General features: G+C 70.9%; 18 protein-coding genes. 15 read left to right on the top strand and 3 right to left on the bottom strand.

Features of this window, described 5'->3' with window-relative positions; translation table 11 throughout:
* The first annotated feature begins 44 nt into the window (after window positions 1-44).
* The 15 genes from uvrA (at window position 45) to pgi (ending at window position 17626) form a co-directional block, all read left to right on the top strand.
* Window positions 45-2960: an excinuclease ABC subunit UvrA gene (gene uvrA / locus OIE69_RS29560; RefSeq protein WP_326576949.1), complete on the top strand. Its 2916-nt coding sequence runs from the start codon at window positions 45-47 to the stop codon at window positions 2958-2960.
* 75 nt (window positions 2961-3035) lie between these two features.
* On the top strand, window positions 3036-3455 hold the full coding sequence (locus OIE69_RS29565; RefSeq protein WP_326576950.1) for a Rieske (2Fe-2S) protein: 420 nt from the start codon (window positions 3036-3038) through the stop codon (window positions 3453-3455).
* A 39-nt stretch (window positions 3456-3494) separates the two neighbouring features.
* Window positions 3495-5543, top strand: coding sequence for an excinuclease ABC subunit UvrC (gene uvrC / locus OIE69_RS29570; RefSeq protein WP_326576951.1), 2049 nt, complete (start codon window positions 3495-3497; stop codon window positions 5541-5543).
* Window positions 5540-6463 carry an RNase adapter RapZ gene (rapZ, locus tag OIE69_RS29575; protein ID WP_018557246.1) on the top strand — a complete coding sequence of 308 codons (924 nt, stop codon included), beginning with the start codon at window positions 5540-5542 and terminating at the stop codon, window positions 6461-6463. The genes uvrC and rapZ overlap by 4 nt, the downstream gene beginning before the upstream one ends.
* Window positions 6460-7467 (top strand): gluconeogenesis factor YvcK family protein, encoded by a 1008-nt coding sequence (locus tag OIE69_RS29580; RefSeq protein ID WP_392567583.1) that lies wholly within the window; start codon window positions 6460-6462, stop codon window positions 7465-7467. Before rapZ ends, OIE69_RS29580 begins: the two co-directional genes overlap by 4 nt.
* Entirely contained in the window at window positions 7458-8435 is a 978-nt protein-coding gene (gene whiA / locus OIE69_RS29585; protein ID WP_018557248.1) for a DNA-binding protein WhiA, read from the top strand. The genes OIE69_RS29580 and whiA overlap by 10 nt, the downstream gene beginning before the upstream one ends.
* Window positions 8436-8608: 173 nt before the next feature.
* Window positions 8609-9613, top strand: a complete 1005-nt coding sequence (gene gap / locus OIE69_RS29590; RefSeq protein ID WP_089222012.1) for a type I glyceraldehyde-3-phosphate dehydrogenase — start codon at window positions 8609-8611, stop codon at window positions 9611-9613.
* A 130-nt stretch (window positions 9614-9743) separates the two neighbouring features.
* Complete coding sequence (locus OIE69_RS29595) at window positions 9744-10955, top strand: phosphoglycerate kinase (protein ID WP_326576954.1); 1212 nt, start codon at window positions 9744-9746, stop codon at window positions 10953-10955.
* Between the two features lie 4 nt (window positions 10956-10959).
* Window positions 10960-11736 (top strand): triose-phosphate isomerase, encoded by a 777-nt coding sequence (tpiA, locus tag OIE69_RS29600; RefSeq protein ID WP_326576956.1) that lies wholly within the window; start codon window positions 10960-10962, stop codon window positions 11734-11736.
* A 118-nt stretch (window positions 11737-11854) separates the two neighbouring features.
* Window positions 11855-12091 (top strand): preprotein translocase subunit SecG, encoded by a 237-nt coding sequence (secG, locus tag OIE69_RS29605; RefSeq protein ID WP_326576958.1) that lies wholly within the window; start codon window positions 11855-11857, stop codon window positions 12089-12091.
* 161 nt (window positions 12092-12252) lie between these two features.
* Entirely contained in the window at window positions 12253-12588 is a 336-nt protein-coding gene (locus OIE69_RS29610; RefSeq protein WP_078619730.1) for an RNA polymerase-binding protein RbpA, read from the top strand.
* Window positions 12589-12697: 109 nt separating this feature from the next.
* Window positions 12698-13678: an N-acetylglucosamine kinase gene (locus OIE69_RS29615; RefSeq protein WP_326576960.1), complete on the top strand. Its 981-nt coding sequence runs from the start codon at window positions 12698-12700 to the stop codon at window positions 13676-13678.
* 140 nt (window positions 13679-13818) lie between these two features.
* The gene (locus tag OIE69_RS29620) at window positions 13819-14586 is read left to right on the top strand and encodes an SIS domain-containing protein (protein WP_326576961.1); all 768 of its coding nucleotides are present in this window, start codon (window positions 13819-13821) and stop codon (window positions 14584-14586) included.
* A gap of 78 nt (window positions 14587-14664) precedes the next feature.
* A complete protein-coding gene (locus tag OIE69_RS29625) occupies window positions 14665-15918 on the top strand; it encodes an MFS transporter (RefSeq protein ID WP_326576963.1) in 1254 nt (417 codons plus the stop codon).
* Between the two features lie 46 nt (window positions 15919-15964).
* The gene (pgi, locus tag OIE69_RS29630) at window positions 15965-17626 is read left to right on the top strand and encodes a glucose-6-phosphate isomerase (RefSeq protein ID WP_326576965.1); all 1662 of its coding nucleotides are present in this window, start codon (window positions 15965-15967) and stop codon (window positions 17624-17626) included.
* A 94-nt stretch (window positions 17627-17720) separates the two neighbouring features.
* Here the strand turns inward: pgi and pgl are convergent, their stop codons facing one another.
* Genes pgl through zwf form a run of 3 tightly spaced genes read right to left on the bottom strand, consistent with a single transcriptional unit; the run spans window position 17721 to window position 21027 of the window.
* Window positions 17721-18503, bottom strand: coding sequence for a 6-phosphogluconolactonase (gene pgl, locus OIE69_RS29635; RefSeq protein ID WP_326576967.1), 783 nt, complete (start codon window positions 18501-18503; stop codon window positions 17721-17723).
* Window positions 18500-19507, bottom strand: coding sequence for a glucose-6-phosphate dehydrogenase assembly protein OpcA (opcA, locus tag OIE69_RS29640; RefSeq protein ID WP_326576969.1), 1008 nt, complete (start codon window positions 19505-19507; stop codon window positions 18500-18502). Before opcA ends, pgl begins: the two co-directional genes overlap by 4 nt.
* Window positions 19504-21027, bottom strand: coding sequence for a glucose-6-phosphate dehydrogenase (gene zwf, locus OIE69_RS29645; protein ID WP_326576971.1), 1524 nt, complete (start codon window positions 21025-21027; stop codon window positions 19504-19506). The genes opcA and zwf overlap by 4 nt, the downstream gene beginning before the upstream one ends.
* Between the last annotated feature and the right edge of the window lie 2 nt (window positions 21028-21029).

The following is a 21029-nucleotide window of genomic DNA, read 5'->3' on the forward strand; positions in this document are numbered from 1 at the left end:
GGGGTGCTGTCCCTTTGTCTGTCTTTTGAAAGGTGCGCACTGGCGTGGCCGATCGTCTCACCGTCCGTGGCGCTCGCGAGCACAATCTGAAGAACGTCTCGCTCGACCTGCCACGGGACTCGCTCATCGTGTTCACCGGCCTCTCGGGGTCGGGCAAGTCCTCCCTGGCGTTCGACACGATCTTCGCCGAGGGCCAGCGACGCTACGTGGAGTCCCTCTCCTCGTACGCACGGCAGTTCCTGGGCCAGATGGACAAGCCGGACGTCGACTTCATCGAGGGCCTGTCGCCCGCGGTCTCGATCGACCAGAAGTCCACCTCGCGCAACCCGCGCTCGACGGTCGGCACGATCACCGAGGTCTACGACTACCTCCGCCTGCTCTTCGCCCGCATCGGCAAGCCGCACTGCCCCGAGTGCGGCCGGCCCATCTCCCGGCAGTCGCCCCAGGCGATCGTGGACCGGGTGCTCGAGCTGGAGGAGGGTTCCCGCTTCCAGGTGCTCTCGCCGCTGGTGCGCGAGCGCAAGGGCGAGTTCGTCGACCTCTTCTCCGACCTGCAGACCAAGGGCTACAGCCGGGCCCGGGTGGACGGCGCGACCGTCCAGCTGACCGAGCCGCCGAAGCTGAAGAAGCAGGAGAAGCACACCATCGAGGTGGTCGTCGACCGCCTCACCGTCAAGGAGAGCGCCAAGCGCCGGCTGACGGACTCGATCGAGACCGCCCTGGGCCTCTCCGGCGGCATGGTGATCCTGGACTTCGTCGACCTCCCCGAGGACGACCCGCAGCGCGAGCGGATGTTCTCCGAGCACCTCTACTGCCCGTACGACGACCTGTCGTTCGAGGAGCTGGAGCCCCGCTCCTTCTCCTTCAACTCGCCCTTCGGCGCCTGCCCGGAGTGCACCGGCATCGGCACCCGCATGGAGGTCGACCCGGAGCTGATCATCCCCGACGAGGACAAGTCCCTCGACGAGGGCGCCATCGCCCCCTGGTCGCTCGGCCACACCCGGGACTACTTCCAGCGCCTGATCGGCGCGCTCGCCGACGAACTGGGCTTCCGCACCGACATCCCCTGGGCGGGGCTGCCGCAGCGCGCGAAGAAGGCCCTGCTCAACGGCCACAAGACGCAGATCGCGGTGCGCTACCGGAACCGCTACGGGCGCGAGCGCTCGTACACCACCTCCTTCGAGGGTGCGATCCCCTTCGTCCGGCGCCGGCACGCGGAGTCCGAGAGCGACTCCAGCCGTGAGCGCTTCGAGGGGTACATGCGCGAGGTGCCCTGCCCCACCTGTGAGGGCACCCGCCTCAAGCCGATCGTGCTGGCGGTCACCGTCCAGGGGAAGTCCATCGCCGAGGTCGCCGCGATGTCCATCAGCGACTGCGCGGAGTTCCTGCGCGGCATGAAGCTGAGCGCACGCGAGAAGACCATTGCCGAGCGGGTGCTCAAGGAGGTCAACGAGCGGCTGCGCTTCCTGGTCGACGTCGGTCTGGACTATCTGTCGCTCAACCGCGCGGCCGGCACGCTCTCCGGCGGCGAGGCCCAGCGCATCCGGCTGGCGACGCAGATCGGCTCGGGCCTGGTGGGCGTGCTCTATGTGCTGGACGAGCCGTCGATCGGCCTCCACCAGCGGGACAACCACCGGCTCATCGAGACCCTGGTGCGGCTGCGCGACCTCGGCAACACCCTGATCGTGGTGGAGCACGACGAGGACACCATCAAGACCTCCGACTGGGTCGTGGACATCGGGCCGGGCGCGGGCGAGCACGGCGGCAATGTGGTGCACAGCGGTTCGCTCAAGGAGCTGCTGCGCAACAAGGAGTCGCTGACCGGCCAGTATCTGGCGGGCAAGCGGCAGATCCCGATCCCGGAGACGCGCCGCCCGGTCGACGGGGAGCGCCGGCTGACCGTGCACGGCGCCCGGGAGAACAACCTGCGGGACATCGACGTGTCCTTCCCGCTGGGTGTCTTCTCGGCGGTCACCGGGGTCTCCGGCTCCGGGAAGTCCACCCTGGTCAACGACATCCTCTACACACACCTGGCCCGTGAGCTGAACGGCGCCCGGGGCGTCCCGGGCCGGCACACCCGGGTCGACGGGGACGATCTGGTCGACAAGGTGGTCCACGTCGACCAGTCGCCGATCGGCCGCACCCCGCGGTCCAACCCGGCCACGTACACGGGTGTCTTCGACCACGTCCGCAGGCTCTTCGCGGAGACCATGGAGGCGAAGGTGCGCGGCTATCTGCCGGGCCGCTTCTCCTTCAACGTCAAGGGCGGCCGCTGCGAGAACTGCTCCGGCGACGGCACCATCAAGATCGAGATGAACTTCCTCCCGGACGTCTATGTGCCGTGCGAGGTCTGCCACGGTGCCCGGTACAACCGGGAGACCCTGGAGGTCCACTACAAGGGCAAGTCCATCGCCGAGGTCCTGGACATGCCGATCTCCGAGGCGCTGGACTTCTTCGAGGCCGTCCCGACGATCGCCCGGCACCTGCGCACCCTCACCGAGGTCGGGCTGGGGTACGTCCGGCTGGGCCAGTCCGCCACGACCCTGTCCGGTGGTGAGGCGCAGCGTGTGAAGCTCGCCTCCGAGCTGCAGAAGCGCTCCACCGGCCGCACGGTCTACGTGCTGGACGAGCCCACCACGGGTCTGCACTTCGAGGACATCAGCAAGCTGATCAAGGTGCTCTCCGGGCTGGTCGAGAAGGGCAACACCGTGATCGTCATCGAGCACAACCTCGATGTGATCAAGACGGCCGACTGGGTCATCGACATGGGTCCCGAGGGCGGCAGCGGCGGCGGTCTGGTGATCGCCGAGGGCACCCCCGAGCAGGTCGCGGGGGTGGGCGCCAGCCACACCGGCAAGTTCCTCAGGGACATCCTGGGCGCCGAGCGGATCTCCGACGCCCCGCCCGCCCCGGCAAAGAAGCGGGCCGCCCCGCGGAAGCGGGCCGCGACGAAGGCCTGACGGCAGGCTCAGAGTTTCGGCACGTAAGGTGCAGCTTTCAAGCTCTTTTCCTTACGTGCCGAAGCGGAGTCCCTCATGGCCGACACCACCGCCCTGCCCCCCTGCCGCCGTACCGTCCTGAAGGGTGCGGCCCTCGCCGGAGTCGCCGGGGTCGGCCTCACCGCCTGCGGTGGTTCCGGCACGACGGTCTCCGACGGCCCGATCGAGCTGGGCGCGGCCACCGAGGTCCCGGTCGGCGGCGCCAAGCTCTACCGCGAGGCCAGGATCGTCGTCGCGCAGCCCACTCAGGGCACCTACCAGGCCTTCAGCGCCGTGTGCACCCACCAGGGCTGCACCTGCGACAAGGTGGAGGGCACCGCACTGTCCTGCCCCTGCCACGGAAGCGTCTTCGACGCCGCCACCGGCGCCGTCCGCACCGGACCCGCGACCAAGCCGCTGACCAAGGTCGACGTCCAGGTCGAGGACGGCAAGCTCGTCGCCGTGACCGGGGCCTGAGACGGCGGGAATGTCACCGTCAATCAGTAGGGTGGGGGCATGGCCGATCCCTCCAGCTACCGCCCCAAGCCGGGACAGATTCCGGACTCTCCCGGGGTGTACAAGTTCCGGGACCAGCACGGCCGGGTGATCTACGTCGGGAAGGCGAAGAGCCTGCGCCAGCGGCTCTCCTCGTACTTCCAGGACCTCGCAAACCTGCACCAGCGCACCCGCACGATGGTCACCACCGCCGCCTCCGTGGAATGGACGGTGGTGACCACCGAGGTCGAGGCGCTGCAGCTGGAGTACTCCTGGATCAAGGAGTTCGACCCGCGCTTCAACGTGAAGTACCGGGACGACAAGAGCTACCCCTCGCTCGCCGTCACCATGAACGAGGAGTTCCCCCGCGTCCAGGTGATGCGCGGCCCCAAGCGCAAGGGCGTGCGCTACTTCGGCCCCTACGCGCACGCCTGGGCGATCCGCGAGACCGTGGACCTGCTGCTGCGGGTCTTCCCCGTGCGCACCTGTTCCGCCGGGGTGTTCAAGCGCTCCGCGCAGATCGGCCGGCCCTGCCTGCTGGGCTACATCGGCAAGTGCTCGGCACCCTGCGTCGGCCGGGTCAGCGCCGAGGAGCACCGCGAACTGGCCGAGGAGTTCTGCGACTTCATGGCCGGCCGCACCGGCACCTACCTGCGCCGCCTGGAGCAGCAGATGAGGGACGCGGCCGCGGCGATGGAGTACGAGAAGGCGGCCCGGCTGCGCGACGACATCGAGGCGCTCAAGCGCGCCATGGAGAAGAACGCGGTCGTCCTCGCCGACGCCACCGATGCCGATCTGATCGCCGTCGCCGAGGACGAGTTGGAGGCCGCCGTCCAGATCTTCCACGTCCGCGACGGCCGGGTGCGCGGTCAGCGCGGCTGGGTCACCGACCGGGTCGAGGAGGTCGGCACCGCCGAGCTGGTCGAGCACGCCCTGCAGCAGCTCTACGGCGAGGAGCGCGGCGAAGGGGTGCCCAAGGAGGTGCTGGTGCCCGCGCTGCCCGACCCGTGCGAGCCGGTGCAGCAGTGGCTCACCGAGCGCCGCGGCTCGCAGGTGAGCCTGCGGATACCGCAGCGAGGCGACAAGAAGGACCTCATGGCCACCGTGCAGCGCAACGCCCAGCAGGCGCTGGTGCTGCACAAGACCCGGCGCGCCTCCGACCTCACCACGCGCTCCCGCGCGCTGGAGGAGATCGCCGAGGCGCTGGACCTGGACTCGGCACCGCTGCGCATCGAGTGCTTCGACATCTCCCACCTCCAGGGTGACGACGTCGTCGCCTCGATGGTGGTCTTCGAGGACGGGCTGGCCCGCAAGAGCGAGTACCGCCGCTTCCAGATCAAGAGCTTCGCCGGCCAGGACGACGTCCGGTCGATGCACGAGGTGGTCTCCCGGCGCTTCCGCCGCTACCTGCTGGAGAAGCAGAAGACCGGCGAGTGGGTCGACGGCGACGGCGAGGGCGTCGGCCCGGGGAGCGGCGGCGAGGTCGCCGGCGGACCCATCGACCCGGACACGGGCAGGCCGCGCAGGTTCGCCTACCCGCCGCAGCTGGTCGTCGTCGACGGCGGGCAGCCGCAGGTCGCCGCCGCCCAGCGGGCGCTGCAGGAGCTCGGCGTCGAGGACGTGGCCGTGTGCGGCCTGGCCAAGCGCCTGGAGGAGGTCTGGCTGCCCGGCGAGGACGACCCGGTCATCCTGCCGCGCACCAGCGAGGGCCTGTACCTGCTGCAGCGGGTCCGTGACGAGGCCCACCGCTTCGCCATCGCCTACCAGCGCAACAAGCGCTCCAAGTCGATGAGGGCCGGCGCCCTGGACTCGGTGCCGGGCCTCGGCGAGAGCCGCCGTCAGGCGCTGCTGAAGCACTTCGGCTCGCTCAAGCGGCTGCGGGCGGCGACGGTCGAGCAGATCTGCGAGGTCCCCGGCGTCGGCCGGCGCACCGCCGAGGCCGTGCTCGCCGCGCTGGCCGGGGCCGCCCCCGCCGGACCGGCGGTGAACACCGCCACAGGAGAGATCATTGAGGAAGAGGGGACGGCCGGTCCGGTGACCGTCCCCACGGAACGGGGAAACAGCTCATGAACGCGAACGACGGAGGCGGAGCACAGGTGACGACCGGAGGAGCGGGCGAGGCTGCCGAGGCCATCCCCGAACTCGTGATCATCTCGGGCATGTCGGGTGCCGGGCGCAGCCATGCGGCCAAATGCCTGGAGGACCTCGGCTGGTTCGTGGTGGACAACCTGCCGCCGGCCCTCATCCCCACCATGGTCGACCTCGGCGCCCGCTCCCAGGGCAACGTGGCACGGATCGCGGTGGTCGTGGACGTCCGCGGCCGGCGCTTCTTCGACAACCTCCGCGAGTCCCTGGCGGACCTGGACTCCAAGGGAGTCAAGCGCCGGGTGCTCTTCCTCGAGGCATCCGACGAGACGCTGGTGCGCCGCTTCGAGTCGGTGCGCCGCCCGCACCCGCTGCAGGGCGACGGCCGGATCGTCGACGGCATCGCCAAGGAACGGGAGCTGCTGAGCGAGCTGCGCGGCGACGCCGACCTGGTGATCGACACCTCCAGCCTCAACGTCCACGAGCTGCGGGCCAAGATGGACGCCCAGTTCGCCGGCGAGGAGGAGCCGGAGCTGCGGGCCACCGTCATGTCCTTCGGCTTCAAGTACGGCCTCCCCGTCGACGCCGACCTGGTCGCGGACTGCCGCTTCCTGCCCAACCCGCACTGGGTGCCGGAGCTGCGGCCGTACACGGGTCTGAACGACGAGGTCGCCACCTATGTGTTCAACCAGCCTGGCGCCAAGGAGTTCCTCGACCGCTACGCCGAGTTGCTGCACATCGTCAACGCCGGCTACCGCCGCGAGGGCAAGCGCTACGTGACCATCGCGGTCGGCTGCACCGGTGGCAAGCACCGCAGCGTCGCCATGTCCGAGCGGCTCGCCGCGCGGCTGTCCGCCGACGGAGTGGAGACGGTGGTCGTCCACCGGGACATGGGGCGCGAGTGATCAGGACGACTCGGCGCTTGCGCCGGTCGGCAGGGCGCAGTGGGGTCACCCCCAAAGTCGTGGCACTGGGAGGCGGGCACGGACTGTCCGCCTCCCTCTCCGCCCTGCGCCGCATCACCCAGGATCTGACGGCCGTGGTCACGGTCGCCGACGACGGCGGCTCCAGCGGCCGTCTGCGCCAGGAGATGGGGGTGCTGCCGCCCGGCGACCTGCGCAAGGCGCTGGCCGCGCTGTGCGGCGACGACGAGTGGGGCCGGACCTGGTCCCAGGTCGTCCAGCACCGCTTCGTCAGCGAGGGGGAACTGCACGGCCACGCCGTGGGGAACCTGCTGATCGTCGCGCTCTGGGAGCAGCTCGGCGACCCCGTGGCGGCACTGGAGTGGGTGGGCCGGCTGCTCGGTGCGCACGGCAGGGTGCTGCCCATGTCGGCGGTGCCGCTGGAGCTCACCGCCACGGTCCGCGGCCACGACCCGGAGGAGCCGGACGAGGTCACGACCGTGCACGGCCAGGCCACCGTCGCCCTCACCCCCGGTGAGGTGCAGGAGGTTCAACTGGTGCCGCACGACCCGCCGGCCGTCCCCGAGGCGGTGCAGTCCGTGCTCGACGCGGACTGGGTGGTGCTCGGGCCCGGTTCCTGGTTCTCCTCCGTGATGCCCCACCTGCTGGTGCCCGATCTGGTGTCCGCGCTCATGGAGACGAGGGCCCGCAAGGTGCTCGCGCTCAACCTCGCGCCGCAACCGGGTGAGACCGAGGGCTTTTCTCCGCAGCGTCACTTGGAGGTTTTGGCCCGACACGCCCCTAAACTCACCATCGACGTGGTGCTGGCCGACGAGGCCGCCGTACTCGACCGCGACAGCCTCATACAGGCAGCCGAGCGTTTGTCGGGCACGGTGGAACTGGCCCGGGTCGCCGCCCCCGACGGGCCGCGGCACGATCCGGAACTGCTGGCCGCCGCGTTCGACCGGATTTTTCGTATGCATGGAAGGATCGGCCCATGGCGATGACGGCAGCGGTGAAGGACGAGATCTCCCGGCTCCCCGTCACCCGGACCTGCTGCCGCAAGGCGGAGGTCTCGGCGATCCTGAGGTTCGCGGGCGGACTGCACCTGGTCAGCGGACGCATCGTGATCGAGGCGGAGCTGGACACCGGAATCGCCGCGCGCAGGCTGCGCAAGGACATCCTGGAGATCTTCGGGCACTCCTCCGACCTGGTGGTCATGGCGCCCGGCGGGCTGCGCCGCGGCAGCCGGTACGTCGTACGGGTGGTCGCCGGCGGTGACCAGCTGGCCCGCCAGACGGGTCTGGTGGACGGCCGCGGCCGTCCCATCCGCGGTCTGCCCCCGCAGGTCGTGTCCGGGGCCACCTGCGACGCCGAGGCCGCCTGGCGCGGTGCGTTCCTGGCCCACGGCTCGCTGACCGAGCCGGGCCGTTCCTCGTCGCTGGAGGTCACCTGCCCCGGTCCCGAGGCGGCGCTCGCCCTGGTCGGTGCCGCCCGCCGGCTGCAGATCGCGGCGAAGGCGCGCGAGGTGCGGAACGTCGACCGCGTGGTCGTCCGTGACGGTGATGCCATCGGCGCGCTGTTGACGCGGCTCGGCGCGCACGAGTCGGTGCTGGCGTGGGAGGAGCGGCGGATGCGGCGCGAGGTGCGCGCCACCGCCAACCGGCTCGCCAACTTCGACGACGCCAACCTGCGGCGCTCGGCCCGTGCCGCGGTCGCGGCGGGCGCGCGCGTGCAGCGGGCGCTGGAGATCCTCGGCGACGACGTGCCCGAGCACCTCGCGGCCGCCGGCCGGCTGCGCATGGACCACAAGCAGGCCTCGCTGGAGGAGCTGGGCTCGCTCGCCGAACCGCCGCTCACCAAGGACGCGGTGGCGGGCCGGATCCGCCGTCTGCTGGCGATGGCCGACAAGCGCGCCTCGGACCTCGGCGTCCCGGGCACCGAGTCCAACCTGACCGAGGAGATGGTGGGCTGAGCCCGGCGCGGCCCGCCCGCCCCGTCCGGTTACCGGTCCGTACGGCGGGCACCCGTGGCGCCGATGTCACCGCCAGGTGCCCGGGGAGGTAGGGTCGTCCTTGGTCGGGGACATCCCAATACGTCGCAGCCGGAGCGAAATGGCCTCCGGCACACCAGCGAGGAGATCGGTTCGTGACGATCCGCGTAGGCATCAACGGCTTTGGTCGCATCGGTCGAAACTTCTTCCGTGCCGCCCTGGAGCAGGGTGCGGACATCGAGATCGTGGCTGTCAACGACCTGGGTGACACGGCCACCACCGCGCACCTGCTCAAGTACGACACGATCCTCGGCCGCCTCAAGGCCGAGGTGTCCCACACGGCGGACTCCATCACCGTCGACGGCCACACCATCAAGGTGCTGTCCGAGCGCAACCCCGCCGACATCCCGTGGGGCGAGCTCGGCGTCGACATCGTGATCGAGTCGACCGGCATCTTCACCAAGGCCGCCGACGCCAAGAAGCACCTCGACGGCGGCGCCAAGAAGGTCATCATCTCGGCGCCGGCCTCCGACGAGGACATCACCATCGTGATGGGCGTCAACAACGAGAAGTACGACCCGGCGAAGCACAACATCATCTCCAACGCGTCCTGCACGACCAACTGTGTGGCGCCGATGGCGAAGGTCCTCGACGAGAACTTCGGCATCGTCAAGGGTCTGATGACGACCGTGCACGCGTACACCAACGACCAGCGCATCCTTGACTTCCCGCACAAGGACCTGCGTCGCGCCCGCGCCGCCGCCGAGAACATCATCCCGACCTCGACGGGTGCCGCGAAGGCCACCGCGCTGGTCCTGCCGCAGCTCAAGGGCAAGCTCGACGGCATCGCGATGCGCGTCCCGGTCCCGACCGGCTCCGTGACCGACCTGGTCATCGAGCTGGAGCGCGAGGTCACCAAGGACGAGGTCAACGCCGCCTTCCAGAAGGCCGCCGAGGGCCAGCTCAAGGGCATCCTGGAGTACACCGAGGACCCGATCGTCTCCTCGGACATCGTCAACTGGCCGGCCTCCTGCACCTTTGACTCCTCGCTGACCATGGCGCAGGGCAAGCAGGTCAAGGTCATCGGCTGGTACGACAACGAGTGGGGCTACTCCAACCGTCTCGTCGACCTGACCGTGTTCGTCGGCGACCAGCTCTGACACCCGCTCGACCTCCCGTCATGCGATGAGGACAGGGTCCGAACGACGTGCCGTCGTCCGGACCCTGTCCCATGAGGTGGCGGTCCGAGCGATTCGACCCAGTCAGGACCAAGGCAGGGGAGCCTTCACCATGAAGACGATCGACGAACTCGTCGACGAGGGGGTCGGCGGCAAGCGCGTGTTCGTGCGCGCCGACCTCAACGTGCCGCTGTCCGGCACCACCATCACCGACGACGGCCGCATCCGCGCCGTCGTGCCGACCATCGCCAAGCTGGCCGAGGCCGGCGCCAAGGTGATCGTCGCCTCCCACCTGGGCCGTCCCAAGGGCGCGCCCGACCCGCAGTTCTCGCTCGCCCCCGTCGCGGCGCGCCTGGGTGAACTCCTCGGCACGCAGGTGGCCTTCGCGACCGACACGGTCGGCGAGAGCGCCCGCGCGACGGTGGACTCCCTCACCGACGGCTCGGTGGCGTTGCTGGAGAACCTGCGCTTCAACCCGGGCGAGACCAGCAAGGACGACGCCGAGCGCGGTGCCTTCGCGGAGCAGCTGGCCGCGCTGGCCGAGCTGTACGTCGGCGACGGCTTCGGCGCGGTGCACCGCAAGCACGCCTCCGTCTACGACCTCCCGGCCCGGCTGCCGCACGCCGCGGGCCTGCTGATCGCCACCGAGGTCGCGGTGCTGAGGAAGCTCACCGACGAGGTGTCCCGTCCGTACGCGGTGGTGCTGGGCGGCGCGAAGGTCTCCGACAAGCTGGGGGTCATCGACCACCTGCTGGAGCGCGCCGACCGGATCCTGATCGGCGGCGGCATGGTCTACACCTTCCTCAAGGCCCAGGGCCACGAGGTGGGCAACAGCCTGCTGCAGGAGGACCAGGTCCCCGCGGTCACCGAGTACCTGGAGCGCGCGAAGGCCAAGGGCGTGGAGTTCGTGCTGCCCGTGGACGTCGCCGCCGCCCCGTCCTTCCCGGACCTGAAGAACCCGGTCGACACCAACCCGCTGGTCGTCGGAGTCGATGCCATCCCCGCCGACGTGCAGGGCCTGGACATCGGTCCGGAGTCCCGCAAGCTCTTCGCCTCGAAGCTCGCCGACGCGGCCACCGTCTTCTGGAACGGCCCGATGGGCGTCTTCGAGCACCCCGACTACGCCGAGGGCACCCGCGCCATCGCCCAGGCGCTGATCGACAGCCCGGCGTTCACCGTGGTCGGAGGCGGCGACTCGGCCGCGGCCGTCCGCATCCTGGGCTTCGACGAGAACGCTTTCGGCCACATCTCGACCGGTGGTGGCGCGAGCCTCGAATACCTCGAGGGCAAGACGCTCCCCGGCCTCGCCGCACTGGAGGACTGACCCGATGACCTCGCGCACGCCGATCATGGCGGGCAACTGGAAGATGAACCTCAACCACCTCGAGGCCATCGCCCACGTCCAGAAGCTCGCCTTCGCGCTCAACGACAAGGACTTCGACGCCGTCGAGGCCGTCGTGCTGCCGCCCTTCACCGACCTCCGGGGTGTGCAGACCCTGATCGAGGCCGACAAGCTGAAGATCAAGTACGGTGCCCAGGACCTGTCGGCGCACGACTCCGGCGCCTACACCGGTGAGATCTCCGGCCCGATGCTGGCCAAGCTGAAGTGCTCGTACGTGGTCATCGGCCACTCGGAGCGCAGGCAGTACCACCACGAGACCGACGAGCAGGTGAACGCCAAGGTCAAGGCGGCGTTCCGGCACGAGCTGACGCCGATCGTCTGCGTCGGCGAGGGTCTGGACGTCCGCAAGGCCGGCGAGCAGGTGGCGTACACCCTCGCCCAGGTCGACGGCGCCCTCAAGGACATCCCGGCCGAGCAGGCCACGACCTTGGTCGTCGCCTACGAGCCGGTGTGGGCCATCGGCACCGGCGAGGTCGCCACCCCCGAGGACGCCCAGGAGGTCTGCGGAGCGATCCGCGGCCGGCTGGCCGAGCTGTACGGCCAGGAGGTGGCCGACGCGATCCGCATCCAGTACGGCGGCTCGGTCAAGGCCGGCAACATCGCGGCGATCATGGCGCAGCCGGACGTGGACGGCGCCCTGGTCGGCGGTGCCGCGTTGGACTCGGAGGAGTTCGTCAAGATCATCCGCTTCCGCGACCAGTAAGTTCTGCGGCAGTAGGCTGTCGGGCCCTGCCCGAAGTACTCTGTCGGGGGTCGGAGCGCTGCGCGGCAGCGGCCCGGCCCCCGCGTCGTCCTAGGTCACCGAGAGAGTTGGTCCAGCTGTGGTCATCGGGTTCTCCATCGCCCTCATCATCTTCAGCCTGCTGCTGTTGCTGCTCGTGCTGATGCACAAGGGCAAGGGCGGCGGTCTGTCCGACATGTTCGGTGGCGGCATGCAGTCGTCCGTCGGAGGTTCCTCGGTGGCCGAGCGCAACCTCGACCGGATCACGGTTGTCATCGGTCTGTTGTGGTTTGCCTGCATTGTCACTCTCGGGCTTCTGCTGAAGTTCCAGAAGTGACCGAGTCCCCGGCTTCCGGGGAGAACTGACGCCTCGTCGTTGGCGCGACTTATCATGGGAGGGCGCCATGGGATACGGTGCCCTTTCCCCGCAGGCGCGGGGTGAACCGGTCTCCGTAAACTGGGCGACCTCGCAGCACCATCACGCAGGGAGTTACGACCGTGGCAAGTGGCAACGCGATCCGTGGTAGTCGGGTCGGGGCGGGGCCGATGGGAGAGGCCGAGCGGGGCGAGTCCGCGCCGCGCCTCCGCATCTCCTTCTGGTGCTCCAACGGGCACGAGACCCGGCCGAGTTTCGCGAGCGACGCGCAGATTCCCGAACACTGGGACTGCCCGCGCTGCGGCTTCCCGGCGGGCCAGGACGAGGAGAACCCACCTGCGCCGCCGCGCACCGAGCCGTACAAGACGCACCTGGCGTACGTGCGGGAGCGGCGCAGCGCGGCCGACGGCGAGGCGATCCTCGCCGAGGCGCTGGCCAAGCTGCGCGGCGAGATCTGAGCCGTACCGGCTGATGCTCCACGGGCCCGACCCGCAAGGAAGACCCTTCTTTCGCGGACCGGGCCCGTCGCGTCCCTTCAGTGCGTAACCGGAACGTATACTCCGTGTCGTGTCTCTGGTGATCGGCATCGATGCGGGCGGAACCCGGACGCGCGCCTACCTGGCCGAGGCAGCGCCCGACGGCGTGGTGCTCGGCGAGGGTGAGGGCGGGCCCGGCAACGCGATGACCGTAGAACGCGTGGCGCTGACGCAGCACCTCGCGGACGCCATCCGCGGCGCGGTCCCGGAGGACCGCAGGGGCGAGGTCACGACCGTCGTGGGCGGCTTCGCCGGCGCGGCGCTCGGCACCGGCCCCGAGACGGGGCACGAACTGGCCATCTCCTGTCTGCGGGCGGCGCTCGACAGCCACGGCGTCGGCGCGCCCGAGGTGACGGTCTGCGGTGACATCGAGGTCGCCTTCGCCTCCGCGCCGGGCACGCCCGCGGACGGACTGGCGCTGGTCGCCGGGACCGGAGCCGTGGCCGCGCGGATCGAGAAGCGCAACCAGACCCTCGTCGCGGACGGCAACGGCTGGCTGGTCGGTGACGAGGGCAGCGGCTTCTGGCTGGGCCGCGAGGTCATGCGGGCCGCTCTGCGCGCGCTGGACGGGCGCGGGCCGTGGACGATCCTGGTCGAGGCCGTGCTCTCCCACTACATGGGCTCCCCCGGGGGTCCGTACCTCGCGCAGGAACGCCCCGGCGGCCACGAGTGCCACGTGCTGCGCAACCGTCTGGTGCCGCTGGTGTACGCCGAACCCCCGGTCAGGCTGGCCAGGTTGAGTCCGCTCGCCGTCGCCGCCGACCGGGACGGCGACGAGGTCGCCGGAGCCCTGCTGGACGACGCCGCCGACGAACTGGCCGCCACCGTCGCCGCGCTGGACCCGCGGCCGGGCGAACCCCTGGTCGTCACGGGCGGGCTGCTGGGGCCGACGGGACCGCTGCTCGGCCGGATCGTGGCCCGTGCCGAGGAGATGGACCTGGACGTGCTGCCGGTGCGCGACGGCGGCGCGGGTGCGCTGGCGCTGGCCCGGCTGCGGGTGAACGGGGACTGAGCGGGAGCGAACCGGACGGTTCGGACGGTTCGGACGGTCCCGACAGGACACCCCCGTCTGGGGATTGACGTGGACTAGACCTCTCGTCCATCGTTTCGGAGGAGTACCCACCGGATCACTGGACTCAGGGGGAATCGGCCATGGCCGACGACGTGACGACCACCGCTGCACGGTTCGCCGACGAGGCGAGGACGGTCATCGACCGTGTGGTCGCCGCCAACAAGGACTCCGTGGCCGCCGCCGCCCGGCTGCTGGCCGACTGCGTCGCCGCGGACGGCATCGTCCAGGCCTTCGGGACCGGCCACTCGCAGGCCACGGCGCTGGAGATCGCCGGACGTGCCGGCGGGCTGATCCCCACCAACCGCATCGGACTGTCGGACCTGGTGGCCCGCGGCGGCGAAGACCTCGCGGTGCTCTCGGACCCGCTGCTGGAGCGGTCGCCGGGGCTCGGCAAGCGGCTGTACGAGCTGGCCGCCCCGCATCCGCGGGACGTCTTCGTCGTGATCTCCAACTCCGGCGTCAACAACTCGATCGTCGACTTCGCCCTGCACGTGAAGGAGGCGGGCCACCCGCTGATCGCCCTCACCTCGCTGCAGCACACCCGTTCCGTCCCGGCGCTGCACGCCAGCGGCAAGCACCTGGCCGACGTAGCCGACGTCGTGCTGGACAACGGGGCGCCGATGGGTGACGCGCTGCTCCCGCTGCCCGACGGCGGGTCGCTGTGCGGGATCTCCACGATCACCTCGGCCATGCTCGTCCAGATGACCGTCGCCGAGGCCGTCGGCCTGATGACCGCCGAGGGCCACCAGGCACCGGTGTACGTCTCGGCCAACGTCCCAGGCGGCTTCGAGCGCAACCTCGTCCTGGAGCGCCACTACGGGGAGCGGCTGCACCGCGGAGGGTTCTGACCTGGGCGTACGCGGCGTTGTCAGTGGCCCCCGCTACGGTCTGTGACGAAGGTCGAGGACCGGTGAGCGGGGGTTTCCATGAGCGTCGGCATCGCGTACGGCACCGAGCACGCGCCCGCGTGGCGGGGCGGGTTCGGGCGGCTGTGGACGGCCGCCGCGGTCTCGCGGTTCGGTGACGGGCTGCGGGCGGCGGCGCTGCCGCTGCTCGCCGTGGGGTTGACCGACTCCCCGCTGCTCGTCTCGCTCGTCACCGCCGCGGGCTACGTGCCCTGGCTCCTCTTCGGGCTGCTCGGCGGCGCGGTGGCCGACCGGGTGGACCAGCGGCGCGCCATGTGGGCCGTGGACGCCGTACGGGGCGCGCTCACGGCCGCCTTCGCGCTCGCGGTGTGGCTGGACCGGGCGGGCATCGCGCTGCTGCTCGTGCTGGCGTTCGCCCTCACCACGCTGCAGACCCTCTTCGACAACGCCGCGACCTCCCTGCTGCCGGCTGTCGTGCCGTCCCGTGCCCTGGGCCGTGCCAACGCCCGGTTGATGACGGCTCAGACCACGGCCGCGACCTTCCTCGCCGCGCCCCTGGTGCCGGTGCTGTTCGGTCTCACCGCCGCGCTGCCGTTCGGGGTGGACGCCCTCAGCTACGCGGTCGCGGCCCTGCTGGTGGCCTCGCTGCGGCTGCCCGCGCCCGAGCGGGCCGTACGGGCGGCCGGCCACACGCTGCGGCAGGACATCGCCGAGGGGATACGCGTGCTGTGGCGGGACCGCGTGCTGCGGGCGCTGTGCACGGCCAACACCGTGGTCAACGTGGGCATCGGCGCCCTGGTGGCGACCCTCGTCCTCCAGGTCACCGGCTGGCTCCACGCCGGGCACACGGGATACGCCGTCGTCCTGATCGCGTACGGAGCGGGCAGCGTGGCCGGGGGAGCGGCCGCCGGGCGGCTCTCGGCGCTGCTGGGCGGCCGTGTCAGAAGCCTCGCGCCGGGCCTGGCCCTCCAGGCCGGCTGCCTGGTCCTGGCCGGCACCGTGCGCTCCCTGGCGGTGACCGCGGCCGCCCTGGCCGTCTTCGGCGCCCTCGGCATGGTGTGGAACGTCAACGAGACCACCCTGATGCAGCAGCGCACGCCCGAGAAGTTGCTGGGCCGGGTGAGCGCGGCCATGCGCACCCTGGGAGTCGCGGGGGCGCCGCTGGGAGCCCTGCTGGGCGGCGCCACGGCGCAGATCCTCGGTCCGAACACCCCGCTGCTGCTCGCGGCCGGTCTGGTGGGCTGCGCGTTGCCGGCTCTTCGTCCGATCGTCACCACGCCCGACGGCGGACGTGAAAGAACGACGTGCAAGTAATCAACTAGTTTGGACCTGCAGCAGGAGGACGAGGAGAAGTGGACTGATGTCCGATACCAACACGCAGGGCCGAACCCGTCTCGACCAGCGGCCCGAGTGGCACGCGCTCGCCGAGCACCGCGAGGAGCTGGGCGCGACCCACCTGCGGGAGCTGTTCGACACCGACCCGGACCGCGCCCGGCGCTACACCGTGCAGGTCGGCGATCTCCATCTGGACTACTCCAAGCACCTGGTGACCGACGAGACGCTGCGTCTGCTGCGCGACCTCGCGGCGGCCACCGGTGTCGCCGAGCTGCGGGACGCCATGTTCCGCGGCGAGAAGATCAACGTCACCGAGGACCGCGCCGTGCTGCACACGGCGCTGCGCGCCCCGTTGTCGGCCGAGATCACGGTCGACGGCGTCAACGTGGTGCCCGGGGTCCACCATGTGCTCACCAGGATGGGGAGCTTCGCCCACTCCGTCCGCACGGGCAAGTGGGTCGGCTCGACCGGACGCCGCATCAAGAACGTGGTGAACATCGGCATCGGGGGTTCCGACCTGGGACCGGCGATGGCCTACGAGGTGCTGCGGCCGTACACCGACCGGGAGCTCACCTTCCGCTTCGTCTCCAACGTGGACGGCTCCGACCTCCACGAGGCGCTGCACGGCCTGGACCCCGCCGAGACGCTGTTCATCGTCGCGTCCAAGACGTTCACCACCATCGAGACCATCACCAACGCCACCTCGGCGCGCGAATGGCTGCTCGACGGGCTCGGCGGCGACGAGAACGCGGTGCGCTTCCACTTCGTGGCGGTGTCGACGAACGCGGCGGAGGTCTCCAAGTTCGGCATCGACACCGACAACATGTTCGAGTTCTGGGACTGGGTAGGCGGCCGCTACTCGTACCCGTCCGCGATCGGGCTCTCGCTGATGATCGCCCTCGGCGAGGAGCAGTTCCGGGAGATGCTGGCCGGTTTCCACCTGGTCGACGAGCACTTCCGCACCGCCCCGCCCGAGGCCAACGCGCCGCTGCTGATGGGCCTGCTGGGCGTCTGGTACGGCCAGTTCTTCGACGCCCAGGCCCACGCGGTCCTGCCGTACAGCCACTACCTGTCGAGGTTCACGGCCTACCTGCAGCAGCTCGACATGGAGTCCAACGGCAAGTACGTGGACCGCGAGGGACGGCCCGTCGACTGGCAGACCGGCCCGGTCGTGTGGGGCACACCCGGCACCAACGGGCAGCACGCCTACTACCAGCTGCTGCACCAGGGCACGAAGTTCATCCCCGCGGACTTCATCGGCTTCGCCAACCCGGTCGGCGAGCTCGAGGCGGCCTTCGCCGCCCAGCACGACCTGCTGATGGCCAACTTCTTCGCCCAGACGCAGGCGCTGGCCTTCGGCAAGACCGGCGAGGAGGTCCGTGCGGAGGGCGTCCCGGAGGAGCAGGTCCCGCACCGCACCTTCCGCGGCAACCATCCGACGACGACCATCCTCGCGAAGGAGCTGACCCCGTCCGTGCTGGGCCAGCTGGTGGCGCTGTACGAGCAGAAGGTCTTCGTCCAGGGCGCGGTCTGGAACATCGACTCCTTCGACCAGTGGGGTGTCGAGCTGGGCAAGGTCCTCGCCAAGCGCCTGGAGCCCGCGCTGACCGAGGGCGCCGAGGTGGCGGGCCTGGACGCTTCCTCGAAGGCCCTCGTGGCCACCTACCGGTCGCTGCGCGGCCGCTGAGGCGGACGACGCACACGCAGAAGACGCCGGGCGGGCTCCTCGGAGCCCGCCCGGCGTCTTTCTCTTCGTGAGGCGTCCCGCGCCGGTCACCGCCTCACGGGGAGGACGGCGGGTAGAGCTGCGGGGGCAGCTTCGCTGCGGCCGTACGGTCCAGCAGCCACAGTGTGCGGGCCCGCCCGTGGGCACCCGCCGCCGGGGCCTGGATCTCACCGGGCCCGGACAGGGCGATGGCCACGGCACCCGCCTTGTCCTCGCCCGCCGCCAGCAGCCAGACCTCGCGGGCGGCACGGATGGCGGGCAGGGTGAGCGAGATCCGGGTCGGCGGCGGCTTGGGGGAGCCGTGCACGCCCACGACGGTGCGCTCGGTCTCGCGGACCCCCGGGTGCCCGGGGAACAGCGAGGCCACGTGCGTGTCAGGACCCACACCGAGCATCAGGACGTCGAAGGAGGGCACCGGCCCGTGGTCCTCGGGACCGGCCGCCTCCGCCAGTTCCTGCGCGTAGGCCTCGGCGGCGGCGTCCGCGTCGTTGCCGAGCGGCCCGTCCGAGGGCGGCATCGCGTGCACCCGCGCCGGGTCGACCGGAACCGCGTCGAGCAGCGCCTCGCGGGCCTGGGTCTCATTGCGCTCCGGGTCGCCCGAGGGCAGGAACCGCTCGTCGCCCCACCACAGATCCAGCCGCGCCCAGTCCACCGCGTCCCGGGCCGGCGAGGCGGCCAGGGCGGCGAGCAGGGCGTTGCCGTTGCGTCCGCCGGTCAGCACCACCGAGGCGGAGCCGCGGGCGGCCTGGGCGTCCACGATCTTCGTGATCAACCGGGCCGCCGCGGCCTGCGCCATCAGCTCCTTGTCGCGGTGGACCACCACCTGGGGTGCGGTCACTGGGCGGCCGCCTTCTTGCCGGAGCCGCCGTTCTGGCCGGTCCCCGCCGCCGCGGCGGCCGGCTCGGCCGTCTCCTCGGCGTGCGCGAGCCGGTCCACGCCGAACTTGACCGCGGCCGCGTACGCCTCGTCGGGGTCGAGCCGGCGCAGCTCCTCCGCGATCAGGTCCGAGGTCGCCCGCCGCTGCAGCGCCACGTGCCGGTCCGGCTGGCCCGGGATGGCGAGTTCGGCCAGCGCGCCGGTCGGCCGGTCCAGGCAGATCTCGCCGTCCGCGGTCGCCAGCCGTACGGCGGTGATGCCGGGGCCGTCGGAGACCTTCCGCCTGACGGGCACGCCGAGTCGCCGGGCGAGCCACAGCCCGAGCAGCTCGGTGCTCGGGTTGTACGCCTCGCCCTCGACGACGGCGCCCTTGACCGCGGCCTGCTTCTGGTCCAGGGCCGCGGCCAGCACGCTGCGCCACGGGGTGATCCGGGTCCAGGCGAGGTCGGTGTCGCCGGGGGCGTACGTCGCGGCACGCAGCCCCAGTGCGGCGACCGGGTCCTCGGTGGCCGCCGCGTCGGTGATCCGGCGCGCCGCGAGCTGGCCCAGCAGGTCCTCGGCGGGGTTCGCCGGGGCGTCCTCGGGCCACCAGACCACCACGGGGGCGTCGGGCAGCAGCAGCGGCAGCACGACACTCTCGGCGTGGTCGGCGAGTTCGCCGTGCAGGCGGAGCAGGACGATCTCGCCGGTGCCGGACTCGCCGCCGACGCGCACTTCGGCGTCGAGGCGGGCGTTGCGCCGGTCGCGGGGGGAGCGGCCGGGCCGCTTGATGACGACCAGGATGCGCGAGGGGTGCTCGCGCGAGGCGTCGGAGGCGGCCTTGAGGGCGTCGTAGTGGTTGCCCTCGTCGGTGACGATGACGAGGGTGAGCACCATGCCGACCGCCGGGCTGCCGATGGCCCTGCGGGCCTTGATCAGCGCCGAGTTGATCTTGCTTGAGGTGGTCTCGGTCAGATCGATGTTCATGGCCGGCGCCAGCTCCTGCCGTCTCGTGCGAGCATCTCGTCCGCCGCCTTCGGACCCCAGGTGCCCGCGGTGTACTGCTCGGGTTTGCCGTGGCGGTCCCAGTACTCCTCGATCGGATCGAGGATCCGCCAGGACTCCTCGACCTCCTGGTGCCGGGGGAAGAGGTTGGCGTCGCCGAGCAGGACGTCCAGGATCAGCCGCTCGTAGGCCTCCGGGCTGGACTCGGTGAAGGACTCGCCGTAGGCGAAGTCCATCGTCACGTCCCGGATCTCCATCGAGGTGCCCGGCACCTTGGAACCGAACCTGATCGTCACGCCCTCGTCCGGCTGGACGCGGATCACCAGGGCGTTCTGCCCCAGCTCCTCGGTCGAGGTGTTGTCGAACGGGGAGTGCGGGGCGCGCTGGAAGACGACCGCGATCTCGGTGACGCGGCGGCCCAGGCGCTTGCCGGTGCGCAGGTAGAAGGGGACCCCCGCCCAGCGGCGGTTGTCGATCGCCAGTTTGATCGCGGCGTAGGTGTCGGTCTTGGACTTGGCGTCGATGCCCTCCTCCTCCAGGTAGCCGAGCACCTCCTCCCCGCCCTGCCAGCCGTGCGCGTACTGGCCGCGCACGGTGTGCCTGCCGAGGTCCGCCGGCAGCTTGACCGCCTGCAGCACCTTCAGCTTCTCCTGCACCAGCGACTTGGCGTCGAAGGAGGCGGGCTCCTCCATCGCGGTCAGCGCGAGCAGCTGCAGCAGGTGGTTCTGGATGACGTCGCGTGCGGCGCCGATGCCGTCGTAGTAGCCGGCGCGGCCGCCGATGCCGATGTCCTCGGCCATCGTGATCTGCACGTGGTCGACGTAGGAGCGGTTCCACAGCGGCTCGAACATCGTGTTGGCGAAGCGCAGCGCCAGGATGTTCTGGACCGTCTCCTTGCCCAGGTAGTGGTCGATCCGGAAGACGTCCTGGGAGCGGAAGACCTGGTGGACGACCTGGTTGAGCTCTTGTGCGCTGGCCAGGTCGTGGCCGAAGGGCTTCTCGATCACGGCCCGTCGCCAGGAGCCCTCGGCAGGGTCGGACAGCCCGTGCTTCTTCAGCTGCTGGACCACGCTCGGGAAGAACTTGGGCGGCACCGAGAGGTAGAAGGCGAAGTTGCCTCCCGTACCGCGGGCCTTGTCCAGTTCGTCGACCGTGGCGCGCAGCTTCTCGAAGGCCTGGTCGTCACCGAAGTCGCCGGGGACGAACCGCATCCCCTCGGAGAGCTGCTGCCAGACCTCCTCGCGGAAGGGGGTGCGCGCGTGCTCCTTGACGGAGTCGTGGACGACCTGCGCGAAGTCCTCGTCCGCCCAGTCGCGGCGGGCGAAGCCGACGAGGGAGAAGCCCGGCGGCAGCAGCCCGCGGTTGGCGAGGTCGTACACGGCGGGCATCAGCTTTTTACGTGACAAATCGCCCGTGACGCCGAAGATCACCAGGCCCGACGGCCCCGCGATGCGCGGGAGCCGTCGGTCCGATGCGTCACGCAGCGGGTTGGCGCTGCTCAACG

It is taken from the genome of Actinacidiphila glaucinigra, from assembly GCF_035918135.1.
Classification (GTDB): Bacteria; Actinomycetota; Actinomycetes; order Streptomycetales; family Streptomycetaceae; genus Actinacidiphila; species Actinacidiphila glaucinigra.

Bases quoted from the DNA above. Each gene is read 5' to 3' on its own strand.
- OIE69_RS29565 (WP_326576950.1), top strand. From the start codon at position 3,036: ATGGCCGACACCACCGCCCTGCCCCCCTGCCGCCGTACCGTCCTGAAG.
- uvrC (WP_326576951.1), top strand. From the start codon at position 3,495: ATGGCCGATCCCTCCAGCTACCGCCCCAAGCCGGGACAGATTCCGGAC.
- rapZ (WP_018557246.1), top strand. From the start codon at position 5,540: ATGAACGCGAACGACGGAGGCGGAGCACAGGTGACGACCGGAGGAGCG.
- whiA (WP_018557248.1), top strand. From the start codon at position 7,458: ATGGCGATGACGGCAGCGGTGAAGGACGAGATCTCCCGGCTCCCCGTC.
- OIE69_RS29595 (WP_326576954.1), top strand. From the start codon at position 9,744: ATGAAGACGATCGACGAACTCGTCGACGAGGGGGTCGGCGGCAAGCGC.
- tpiA (WP_326576956.1), top strand. From the start codon at position 10,960: ATGACCTCGCGCACGCCGATCATGGCGGGCAACTGGAAGATGAACCTC.
- OIE69_RS29620 (WP_326576961.1), top strand. From the start codon at position 13,819: ATGGCCGACGACGTGACGACCACCGCTGCACGGTTCGCCGACGAGGCG.
- OIE69_RS29625 (WP_326576963.1), top strand. From the start codon at position 14,665: ATGAGCGTCGGCATCGCGTACGGCACCGAGCACGCGCCCGCGTGGCGG.
- pgi (WP_326576965.1), top strand. From the start codon at position 15,965: ATGTCCGATACCAACACGCAGGGCCGAACCCGTCTCGACCAGCGGCCC.
- opcA (WP_326576969.1), bottom strand. From the start codon at position 19,507: ATGAACATCGATCTGACCGAGACCACCTCAAGCAAGATCAACTCGGCG.